This window comes from Roseateles sp. P5_E11 (assembly GCF_054049355.1).
In genome coordinates, this window is record NZ_JBFUMO010000622.1 from 1 (window position 1) to 3223 (window position 3223).

The window sequence follows — 3223 nt, forward strand, 5'->3', positions numbered from 1 at the left end:
ACGCAGGCGCGTGCCCACCTGATCGAGCGCACTTTTGAGTCGCTGGATGGCGTAAGTCGCGTCATCGTCCACGTCTACAACGCGGTCGCACCCATCATGCGCCGTGTCGTGCTCGGCACGGACGAGGACGGCATCGTCGAGCTCGCGGCCTCGCACGCCCGCCAGATCAAGGAACTGGCCGCCGCGCGGCCGGGCGTGGACTGGCGCTTCGAGTATTCGCCCGAAATGTTTTCTGGCACCGAGCTGGCCTTCAGCAAGCGTGTCGTCGATGCGGTGACGGCGGTCTGGCAGCCGACGCCCGAGCGCAAGTGCATCATCAACCTGCCGTCCACCGTCGAGCACAGCACGCCCAATATCTTCGCGGACATGATCGAGTGGATGCACCGCAACCTGGCGCGCCGCGAATCCATCGTGCTGTCCGTGCACCCGCACAACGACCGCGGTACCGGCACGGCGGCTGGCGAGTTCGCGTTGATGGCGGGCGCTGACCGCGTCGAGGGCTGCTTGTTCGGCAACGGCGAGCGCACCGGCAACGTCGACCTCGTCAACATCGCGCTCAACCTTTACACCCAGGGTGTGGACCCGCAGCTCGATTTCTCCGACATCGACGAGGTACGCCGCTGCGTCGAGCATTGCACGCAGATCCCTGTGCATCCGCGCCACCCTTACGTGGGCGACCTCGTCTACACCTCCTTCTCGGGCTCCCACCAGGACGCCATCAAGAAAGCCTTCGCAGCCCGCCGGGAGGGGGAGATTTGGGACATGCCCTATCTCCCCGTCGACCCCAAGGACCTGGGCCGCAGCTATGACGCCGTCATCCGCGTGAACAGCCAGTCAGGCAAGGGCGGCATCGCCTATCTGCTGGAAGCGGAATACGGCCTGGAGCTGCCGCGGCGCCTGCAGATCGAGTTCAGCCAGGTCGTACAACGCGTCATGGACGACGCCGGCAAGGAACTGACGGCCGCAGACATCTTTGCCATCTTTGAACGCGAGTACGGCATCGGTGACGCTGGCGCGGCCGTCGTGCAGCCGCAGATGACCGAAGTAGCGGGCGGCGCGATGCGCCTGTCGGCCGAAATCGTGTTGGGTGGCTGGATGGGCCATGTGCAGGGAGAGGGCAACGGTCCCATCGATGCCTTCGTCAACGCGCTGTCGACACGCCTGGGCCAAGAGGTCCGTGTGCTGGACTACCACGAGCATTCGATCGGCAGCGGCGCCGATGCGCGCGCGGTGGCCTATCTGGAGCTTCGCGTGGGCGACGTGACTCGCCACGGCGTCGGCATTGATGGCAGCATCGTGCGTGCGTCCATGCAGGCCATCCTGTCCGGCCTGTCTCGCGCACCGGTGGCCGTGCCCCAGATTCGAGAGGAAAACGTGCGATGACCGACAAACTGATCATCTTCGACACCACGCTGCGCGATGGTGAGCAATCGCCCGGCGCGTCCATGACGCGCGAGGAGAAGCTGCGCATCGCCCGCCAACTGGAGCGCATGAAGGTCGACATCATCGAGGCCGGTTTCGCGGCATCGAGCAATGGTGACTTCGAGGCGGTCAAGGCCATTGCCGCGGCGGTCAAGGACAGCACGGTCTGTTCACTGGCCCGCGCCAACGACCGTGACATCTCACGAGCGGCCGAAGCGCTGGCACCTGCTCACCGGGCTCGCATCCACACCTTCATCGCCACCAGCGAACTCCACATGGAGAAGAAGCTGCGCATGACCCGCGAGCAGGTGCTGGAGCAGGCCATGCTGGCGGTGCGCTTCGCGCGCAACCTGTGCGGCGACATCGAGTTCTCGCCCGAGGACGGCTACCGCTCCGACATCGACTTTCTCGCCCGAGTCTGCGAGGCCGTCATCAAGGAAGGCGCCGGCACCATCAACATCCCCGACACGGTGGGCTATGCCATTCCCGAGCTCTATGGYGACTTTCTGCGCCGCCTGCGCGAGAAGGTGCCCAACTCCGACCAGGCCATCTGGAGCGTGCACTGCCACAACGACCTGGGCATGGCGGTCGCCAATTCCCTGGCCGGCGTGAAGATTGGCGGCGCTCGCCAGGTGGAATGCACCATCAACGGCCTGGGCGAGCGCGCCGGCAACTGTTCGCTCGAAGAGGTCGTCATGGCCGTCAAGACGCGGCGCGACTATTTCGGCCTGGATGTCGGCCTCGACACGTCGCAGATCGTGCCGGCCTCCAGGCTGGTATCGCAGACGACCGGCTTCGTCGTGCAGCCCAACAAGGCCGTCGTCGGCGCCAACGCCTTCGCGCACGCCTCAGGCATCCACCAGGACGGCGTGCTGAAGGCGCGCGACACCTATGAAATCATGCGCGCCGAGGATGTGGGCTGGGCGGCCAACAAGATCGTGCTGGGCAAGCTGTCTGGYCGCAATGCCTTCAAGGCGCGGCTGCAGGAGCTTGGCATCCAGTTGGAGAGTGAAGCCGAGGTCAATGCGGCCTTCCAGCGTTTCAAGGATCTGGCCGACCGCAAGAACGAGATCTTCGATGAGGACATCGTTGCCCTCGTGATGGACGAGTCGGTCATCAACGACGCCGAGCACTACCGCCTGCTGTCGCTCGCCCAACGCAGCGAGACCGGGGAGCGCCCGCACGCAGCCATCGTCTTCGCCGTGGGGCTCCAGGAGCATCGCGCGGAAAGCGACGGCAACGGTCCGGTCGACGCGACGCTGCGCGCCATCGAGTCGGTCGTGCAGTCGGGGGCAGAGATGCTGCTGTATTCCGTCAACGCGATCACGGGTGGCAGCACGGAGTCACAGGGTGAGGTGACGGTGCGGCTGCAGCATGCCGGTCGGGTGGTGAACGGGGTCGGCGCCGACCCCGACATCATCGTGGCGTCGGCCAAGGCCTACTTGAGCGCACTGAACAAGCTGCAGAGCAAGGCCGAGCGCGTGGCAGCCCAAGGCTAGCCCGCCGTCGCGCCCAGAAGCGTCGAGTTTTTTGACAGTCGCAGCGCGGCATTGGCAGCGTCCTTTGCTAAACCGTTGATCGCTCTGAGTTTTTCCATCAATCTTGTGGATGGTCCGGAAATTGCGTGACGTCGGCGTCCGCATCCGAAACCCTGGAGTACCCATGTCGTCGATCGCCCGCCTTCTGAAAGCCTTCACCCTCTCCGTCGGTATCTTGGCTGGTAGTTTGGCTGGTGCAGCGCCCACGATCAGCTATTCGGGCGGCGTTGCAGTCGGCATCCAGGACCTGGAGGTCGATGGCC

At 65.0% G+C, this 3223-nt stretch carries 2 protein-coding genes; both read left to right on the plus strand.

The window, feature by feature from the left end:
- The coding region (locus ACXJKR_RS28050; RefSeq protein WP_457325630.1) for a 2-isopropylmalate synthase at nt 1–1383 on the plus strand (1383 nt) is incomplete at its 5' end.
- Nucleotides 1380–2921 carry a 2-isopropylmalate synthase gene (locus tag ACXJKR_RS28055; RefSeq protein ID WP_056198264.1) on the plus strand — a complete coding sequence of 514 codons (1542 nt, stop codon included), beginning with the start codon at nt 1380–1382 and terminating at the stop codon, nt 2919–2921. The genes ACXJKR_RS28050 and ACXJKR_RS28055, both read left to right, overlap by 4 nt.
- Nucleotides 2922–3223: the final 302 nt, after the last annotated feature.